9 protein-coding genes are annotated in these 7,933 nt (G+C 33.7%); 5 read left to right on the top strand and 4 right to left on the bottom strand.

What is annotated here, in order from left to right:
* Positions 1-392 precede the first annotated feature (392 nt).
* Both GMD3S_RS0209940 and GMD3S_RS0209935 read left to right on the top strand, forming a co-directional pair.
* Complete coding sequence (locus GMD3S_RS0209940; RefSeq protein ID WP_001125257.1) at positions 393-944, top strand: hypothetical protein; 552 nt, start codon at positions 393-395, stop codon at positions 942-944.
* A gap of 3 nt (positions 945-947) precedes the next feature.
* Positions 948-2,219 carry a hypothetical protein gene (locus GMD3S_RS0209935; protein ID WP_000992275.1) on the top strand — a complete coding sequence of 424 codons (1,272 nt, stop codon included), beginning with the start codon at positions 948-950 and terminating at the stop codon, positions 2,217-2,219.
* A 131-nt stretch (positions 2,220-2,350) separates the two neighbouring features.
* On the opposite strand, the gene GMD3S_RS0209930 is transcribed toward GMD3S_RS0209935, so the two are convergent.
* A complete protein-coding gene (locus tag GMD3S_RS0209930; protein WP_000163596.1) occupies positions 2,351-3,319 on the bottom strand; it encodes a tyrosine-type recombinase/integrase in 969 nt (322 codons plus the stop codon).
* Positions 3,320-3,672: 353 nt separating this feature from the next.
* Positions 3,673-4,086 carry a hypothetical protein gene (locus GMD3S_RS0209925; protein ID WP_000350619.1) on the bottom strand — a complete coding sequence of 138 codons (414 nt, stop codon included), beginning with the start codon at positions 4,084-4,086 and terminating at the stop codon, positions 3,673-3,675.
* 241 nt (positions 4,087-4,327) lie between these two features.
* Between GMD3S_RS0209925 and GMD3S_RS0209920 the strand changes: the two genes are divergently transcribed.
* Positions 4,328-4,525, top strand: a complete 198-nt coding sequence (locus GMD3S_RS0209920) for a hypothetical protein (RefSeq protein WP_000793101.1) — start codon at positions 4,328-4,330, stop codon at positions 4,523-4,525.
* Positions 4,526-4,582: 57 nt separating this feature from the next.
* Here GMD3S_RS0209920 and GMD3S_RS0209915 read toward each other — a convergent pair whose 3' ends face one another.
* Positions 4,583-5,191: a DUF1269 domain-containing protein gene (locus GMD3S_RS0209915; protein WP_000429534.1), complete on the bottom strand. Its 609-nt coding sequence runs from the start codon at positions 5,189-5,191 to the stop codon at positions 4,583-4,585.
* An 833-nt stretch (positions 5,192-6,024) separates the two neighbouring features.
* On the opposite strand from GMD3S_RS0209915, the gene GMD3S_RS0209910 reads away from it, so the two are divergent.
* Both GMD3S_RS0209910 and GMD3S_RS0209905 read left to right on the top strand, forming a co-directional pair.
* On the top strand, positions 6,025-6,273 hold the full coding sequence (locus tag GMD3S_RS0209910) for a type II toxin-antitoxin system RelB/DinJ family antitoxin (RefSeq protein ID WP_001018847.1): 249 nt from the start codon (positions 6,025-6,027) through the stop codon (positions 6,271-6,273).
* A complete protein-coding gene (locus tag GMD3S_RS0209905) occupies positions 6,270-6,569 on the top strand; it encodes a type II toxin-antitoxin system RelE family toxin (protein ID WP_003015041.1) in 300 nt (99 codons plus the stop codon). Before GMD3S_RS0209910 ends, GMD3S_RS0209905 begins: the two co-directional genes overlap by 4 nt.
* A 357-nt stretch (positions 6,570-6,926) precedes the next feature.
* Here GMD3S_RS0209905 and GMD3S_RS0209900 read toward each other — a convergent pair whose 3' ends face one another.
* The gene (locus GMD3S_RS0209900; protein WP_443255801.1) at positions 6,927-7,256 is read right to left on the bottom strand and encodes a plasmid mobilization protein; all 330 of its coding nucleotides are present in this window, start codon (positions 7,254-7,256) and stop codon (positions 6,927-6,929) included.
* Positions 7,257-7,933 lie beyond the last annotated feature (677 nt).

Raw genomic sequence — 7,933 nt, 5'->3', positions numbered from 1 at the left:
TTGACTGAGAAACATCTTAGGTAAAAAATGTTACTGTAATCCCTTGATGCTGCTTGGTTTACAACGAAATAGGAATGAGGTGGTTAATGGTTTTTTAGGTCGAGAAACATAGTGGTTCAAAAGAAGAACCGAAAACCCACGTCCCTGTAAGTGTAGAGTCGAATTTAAAACAACGTGACTTTATAGGGGTATTACCTCTACTTTCACTATGTTTTAGAATATGACTAAAATTTGAACTATAAATTGAACGTGCTGTAGCTGCTAAAAATGAGTTGATTTTTGAGAAGAAACCGTTTTCGGCTATCATAGTCCGTTTTGGGCTATGATAGCTTTGAATGTGAAATGAGGCGTGATAAAATATATATAAGAAACAAACAAGGAGCGTATAATCAATGCCAAAATTAAAAAAAGATCAAAAAGAGTATATAGCAGTTATACATCATAATAGCGATTTGCCAGACCATTTTGATCTAGGACCGCTATCTAAGCATGAAGTAGAGATTGTTTTTGGAATATTAGAGATAATACATGATAGATACTCACAAGAGAGCATAACTATCTCATATTCAGATATTGCAGCTATATCAGAATATGCAACTGAACTTTACGAGAATAATACTAATAATCAGTTTGAACATTTTATAGATAGTATTAAATTCAGAATGGTCTCATATAAACAGTTCATAGGACCTGAAGGTCGAAAACATATGGCCTTTAATGATTATATTATTTTTTTGCAGATTGACAAAAATCATAGTAGTCAAGAATTAACACTTTATGTATCAGAATCAGTCTATCAAGATGAAATAAAGGACAAAAATGGGAATCTTATCCAAGAGCAAAGAAGAATTGCTGATTTATTTCGTAAAGAAGATTGGTCTGAAATACAAGTATATGAAAAAGTGAAAGAAGGATACTTGATAAAAATAGAGAAGAGAAAATGATTTATGAACGCTAAAAGAAAACAAAGAAAAAGCAAAGAAAAAATAGAGCAGATCCCAAAAGATGTAGTGGCTTATTACTTGCCAAGTCCAAATGGTGCAAAGAAGATATATTTTACAAGAGACACAATCTTACTCATGTATCATTTAATTCGCTTAAGGTATTTTTCAAGAGAAATGATACTGGATCAGTATTATATCCTTACGGGTAAAGAATTAAACAACAGAACACTGTATTCCTTCATAGGAAATAGCAGAATGCCCCTCAGTCACTTTGAAGACAATTATAGAATAGGTAAGACTAAGTTTCTATATGTTCCTAAGTATTTTGCTGACTGGTTGTTAGATATCATTCATGAAATACCAGGTCTTACTGAGCTGACAAAGGTAACAGAGTTTAAAGGTTCGCATTATAGCCTTAAGACAAACAAAATGATTGGTGGTAAAGATGGTATCAGAAAAATACATCTACATGATTATCATACAAGAAGATTAGCTCTGAAAATCGGTAGACGAATAGTTGAACAGTGCACAGATTTATCACCCAGAGAATTGAACATCACTTACTTTTTTCCGTTTAACCGAAAACTTATTTCACTTGTCCCAGATGCAGTGATCTTTGTTCGAGGCCAGAGGTATTTAATTGAGTATGACAGGAATACAGAGCCTCACTTCAAGCTGCTTGGGAAGATAATGGGATACTTTCAAATGAAATATTATCGAGGAGATACAATTTTCTTTGTCTTTGATAATATTTCAGAGCCAAAAGATAATCGTCTGCATGTACGCATTGTGAATTTTATTGACAATTTATATACCGTACCTTTTGGAGACAGTGGCTTTTCTTACTACGAGAAAACACAAGAGAATACCGTAACCTTGTTTGCATTACCAGAGGTCAATGCACTGTCTCAAATCACAGAGGCCATCATGCACGATATAGTGATTGATGAACGTCAAGAAAACGAAAGATTATTAGAGAAGTGTATGACAGAACGTATCATGCCTTACGATATAGTATCGGCTGAATTAGTGGAAGAACCTGATAGTCCATTCTCTTTAATCTTGACCTACATAGATGATTATTTTGACAAAGAAAAAATGCCCCTTGTAAAATTAAACTATGGTGACGTTAGCAACCCTGATTATTTTGAAAAACTCTACGAGAGATACAAAGATGATTATGCTATGGTTGGGTTAGTATTCTCTTCAGAGATTACAAAACAATACTACAATATGCCTCACAATTATTTTCTCATGAGCCTTTATATCCGATAATAAAAGTAAAAAAAGAGAGTACTTAGTTAAGTCTCTCTTTTTTATTTATTGAAAAATTGAATTAAAAATAACAAAAGGGGATAGAGAGTCTTGTAATATATGAGAAAAAGGTGCGCAAAATTGACCCCATATTACTTTTCTCTTTGGACTAGATCCAAAAAATCCTTATTTTTCTCAAGTAGAATGCACGAATGAGTCTGTTTTAAAATGGCTGCGGATAAAGATTTTTCAAAAATGCGCTCTATCCTACTTATTACTCCTGATATTTTTGGAGCAGTTAGTGGTCTTCTTTTGAAGTCGAGAAATAGAGAATCACTAGTATTAGTAGTTACCGATTTCTCTCTTTCTTTAATGTACGGTGAGATATAGTGGATAAATTCACTTAAAATAGGTTTCTTAATCCGTTCACCTTTAGGAGATGTAACTATTAGCGTCTGTTTGTGTAAGTCAATATCTCTATAAGTAGTTTGCGCTAATTGTTCAAGATCAACTCCAGTTCCAGCAAGTAAAGCGATGATTGCTAAATCCCTGTCTTTATTTTTCAGCAATTTAGATGAGCCTTCTTCTTCATCAAGGAAGAAGTCATAGGGACTCATAGGTTTCTCATTCTTATCAATTTCATCAAAAAAGTATAGCATAGATGGCAAATCATAATGAACTACTCGTACTGTGTTCCCTGCTCCTCTTTTTGATGAAAAAATAGAAAGTATGCCATACTCATTGATCCATTCGTTCATAACATTGCGGTAGAAGTATGGGGCTTTTCTATCACCTGAGAATGATACAACAGTGTAGTAGTTCCAGAATGAGTTTAAGACACTAATAAATCGTTTTTTACCGTCTGGTTTTAGCTCTAAAGAGTTGACATAATCTGCAACAACTTCTACAGGTGTTTGCTCTAAATCATCCATGGTTAATTCATTGGTAGACTTTTTAAGATGGTTACTCGCGTAGAAATCAAGGAATTTTTTCAAGCTATTTAACTTACGGTAGTTGTATAAGTCTTTTGTATTTGTAGTAAAAAAATAATCTACATATAATCGAACGGCAGGAGACCAAAATCCCTCTAATTCGTCATATTTTTTCTCTAATTTTGTCATGATTTCACCTTGCAATTTTATCTATTACTAGATTAACAGAAAATCATGGGCAAATCAAAGTATGATAGGAAAACTTCCTGTTTGAGGAAAACGAAAAAAAAATTACAATTTCAAGCGAAATATCAATAAATTCACGATGTCAAATTGACAAAAATGTGTAAATGTGATACAATATGTCAGTGTTTAATTAACGCAATTAATGTTTTAATTAACACAAATAATTTTCTGAAGAATAAATTATTACATAAAAACTCCCAAAAAAATTTTTTGGAAGTTTCGTTACTAGATTTCGATTTGTAAATTATTGGCGTAATTTACAAATATGATTCATACACTCTTTTGAGTGGATACTATTATTGACGATTACGATTGTTTAACTGCTGTCGTAATCGTTTTTTTATTGTCATTTCAACACTATCTAACATAAAACGCGAAATAAATGCAGAATTACGACTAAGTATTTTCAACAACAAATCAAATGAGTCTTCATGCTGTTTAAATAACATGAATAAGAATGCACTTGATAAAACAAAAAGAGTGAGCCGCCTCCATTTCCATTTTTGTTTTTTTGTGTATTCACACGTTAAAAATGAAGATTTGTCTTGTTTTTTCCGTTTATCATAGATGGAGTATAAACGTTCCATCAATGAGGGAACTTCAAGAATCAACGTAGTAGCTAATAGTTCACTAAAAAATACAGATGTGATAGTGATTTTTATTACTACGTTAATAATCTCGCTGAATAATTTTTTAATTTCTATATCCATAGAAACTCCTTTCTTATAAAAGAAAGAGGTTATGAATCAGCGAAATCTAGCTAGAGACATGGAGCTTCAATGAAGAAGAATATCATATCTCAATTGTATTTTAACATACCAAATCTCTATAGTCAATAACTCGAGAATACACAATATTTACTACTATTAAATAAATTGATTGTTGAGCTTAAAATTCAAGCGTTTCAGGATTTTTAAAAAATTCAAGAACTTCTCAAGATATAATTTAACCATGAAAAATTTAAAAGAAAAAAATATCCAAAAGGTAATCTGGCATATGCAACGGCAGTGTGGTCGATTAGCAGAAATATCTGATGCAGCAGCCATAAAAAATGAATTGTTCTATCTACAAGCGAGCATAGATTGTTTAAATCGTATTTTAAATGATCAAGCTCCATACCCAGGGATTGATCGCGAAGAAGTTTTTTAAAAAAATAGGCTATCTTCCAGAAGTAGAAAGCCTATTTTTTATGAGATGCTTGAGTGCTTACGCTTTCAATTTGTCAAATTTTGCTTTGACATTTGCCTTGAATTCTTCAAGTTTAGCCTTGCGTTCGGCTTTACGTTCAGCCTTCATTTGTGCACGTGCCTGGTTGTAGAGGTCTTCTTGGACTTGCAGAGCTGCTTCGATTTCGGCTACGACGGTTGCTACATCCCAACGCACGATTTGGGTGTCGTACTTGGTGAAGTAAGCATCGATGACTGCTTCGTTGTCTTCTTGCACCAAGGCAACAACGGCTGTTTCACCGTTAGTCAATTTCTGAGAAACAACGTCAATCAGGCCAGTTTCTGCCGTATCAATGGTATCACCAGCAGCCAAACCATAGAGGCTACCCATACCATAACCAAACAAGACGCCGATAGGACCACCCAAAAGCCCGATAACTGAACCGAGCAAGCCACCTTTTAGGGCTGCATCCGTCGTTGAATCTTCAAAGTCATAGCGTTCTTTTTCAACGATATGACCGTTTTCATTTTTGACCAAGGCGATTTGAGCAACCTTGGTCGTCTGAGTTTGGCGGAAAGCCTTCAAATCCGCAAAGGACTGATAAGCTTCGCTTTCAGTGCTAAAGATTGAAACTACTAGATTTTCCATAGTTAATACCTCTTTTCTAAAAATTACACATACATTATAACAAAGTTTTCTTTTTTTTGAAACTACTTTTATGCGACAATTTACATGATATGTCGCAATTTGTCAGCGTCGAAGGACTGGTGCAGGCAGCGGTATATCCTTGCCATATCTCGGGCCAGACACTCTGGCGACTCTGAGTGATTATCAAGAAAGGCGTCCAGCAACATCTTAAAGCCACCCGTGCAAAAAGTCAATAAATGGTGTCTTTCCTACAAATCCCCACCACTGATAGGGGGTACGAACATACACGAAAGTATGGCTAAACCCATGATACGTATAATGACGGTTGAACTGATTAATCCCTATATCCGTCATGTGGAACATAGCACGTAGTACCTGGTGCGGAGTAAAAGTAGTCGCTAGCGATCTTAAAGTTGTCGGTGACTAAGCATGGAAAAACAACATGAAGATTGACTACTTCGCTGTAACATCAAAGATGTCCCATCATAAAAGGTACTAGAAGAGATACTGCTTATTACTCAAGATGGGTTTGCCCTAAAGTCTCTTAAACAATAAGGTGAATTTTGAGATGAACTTTTCAAAAAAACAACTTTCCGAAAAATTGGTCTTTTTCGGAAAGTTTTAGAGTGTGGCTAAAAACAGCATAAACCGTTGGGGCTGTAAGGAATTTTAGCGATAGATTATCCGCCCTCTAAACTGAAATCAGCTCAGAATGACTATCTCAGCATCATTTTTTGACAATTTATACAGAAAAATTATCAACGAGAAAAAAAATAGCTTGAAGAAATCTGTCTTTTTGTGTATAATATACACAAAAAGATGAGGTGATTTAAATGGCTATTACAACTACAAAAGCAAGATTGAATCTAAGTATTGACTCTGAATTAAAACAGGAAGTCGGTGAGGTCTTAAACGAGATTGGACTTGACTATACTACAGCAATTAATTTATATTTCAATAAAATCAGACGTGATCGTAAAATTCCATTTGAACTTGAAGCACGAAAAAATTTAACTGTCGATGAATTTCTTGGTTCAAATTGGCGTGAAGGTTTGGAAAATGTAGAGGATGGTTGGGATTGAGTTATAAAGTTGAATTGATACCTGAAGCACAAGATGATTTTTATAAATTAGATAATAGTCAACGTCTTCATGTTAAAAAGTCACTTATCAAGTTAGAAAATCAAGGAATGCTTGCCGGAGAGGCTCTTCACGGTAATTTAGCAGGTTACAGGAAGTTAAAACACAAAAAACTGGGCCTGAGAATTGTTTTTCATGAAACTGTCAATGCAATTGAAATTATTGAAGTCATTGCTATTGGTAAGAGAAGTGATAACGAAATTTATACAATTTCTGAAAAACGTATAAGAAACAGATGAATTTATTTTAGCCAATCTATATAAAAGAAAAAACGTCCACTATCCCCCTAAAGAAATTGAAAGCAAATGAGCTAAGATAATTGATCACAACCTACCGAGCAGGATAGAAAGTGAGAGTCGTGAGCAACTTATTTGACCTCTTCTTCAGCGTTATGGCAAATGTATTAGCATATTTCATTTGTGAATAGTTGGACGACGAGGATAGTCGGCATTTAGCCTCAAAATACTCGTTAATCAAAAAAAGAGCGTAAAAATCCCTAGAGGACTGTTGTCTTCTAGGGATTTAGTGTGTCCTTGAGCTGTTTGTTCGAGGACTTTTTTATGTATATAAAGTTAAAAAAGATGAGATGTTCAAAGCTATTCCCAAAACTTCCACCATCTCTTCGCTTTCTGTTCAATCAGCAACTGATTATCTTTCTGAGTTGCCAAAATAATCGTATGCAGTTGCTCAATTTGCTTCTTGTAGTCGTCTATTTGAGTTTTAAGGTCTGATATACGCTCATCTTTCTCTTGTAATACATTTGTATTATCTACGTAGTCGCTTGTATTATCCTCTTGGAAGAGTACTTTTCTAGCATATGAACTGATCGAATCTCCAAGTTCTGCAGCTCTTTCCTTTAATTCTTCTTTTTCTTCAACGCTCATCCTGATATTTAGGACAGTCATTTTTTCAGTCAAAACTTTCACCCCGTTAACTAATATAATACATATTATACCACACAGTATTATTTAATAATACACCATAATACAAGAAAAACTGAGTTTTTTGACTAAATTTCTTTAGTATATCTTTAGCAGTGAGCACATGATAAAGATTAAATTCTTTTAACATGCATTTTTAGCCCTATACTGCGTTTTATAAGTTTAGCAAAGGAAAAACTACTGTAAATACTCAAGGATGCTGTTAACGGCCAAAATATGGCTTCTGATGATGTCTTAAATGTGGGATGGTACAAAAAACGTTAAAAACTCAGTTTTTCTCATGATGCGATCATATATGCAGAGGGTCTTATGTAAAACTATAGAAAAATAGGAAGCGAAATGTATTTGACTTCCTATTTGATATTGAAGTTTAGATTTTAGTCTAATATATTTGTAAGTGGTTAGATAGAAAATAGTGAACTGAGTGAAAGATTTTTTTATTTTTTAAAAATAAAATATAGATTTTTTTCTTAAGAAGATACTTTCTAATTTACTTTCTAATATACTTTATATTACTTTATAATACTTTGTCGACCTTAGAAACTCAGTAATATCAAGGGTTTGCAGATAAATAATTGACTATTTTGTACCCCATTATTGACTATTTTGTACCCCATTATTGACTATTTTGTACCCCATTATTGACTATTTTGTACCCCATT

Source organism: Streptococcus sp. GMD3S, assembly GCF_000298695.2.
GTDB lineage: Bacteria > Bacillota > Bacilli > Lactobacillales > Streptococcaceae > Streptococcus.
This window is presented reverse-complemented; position numbering and strand designations above follow the sequence as displayed.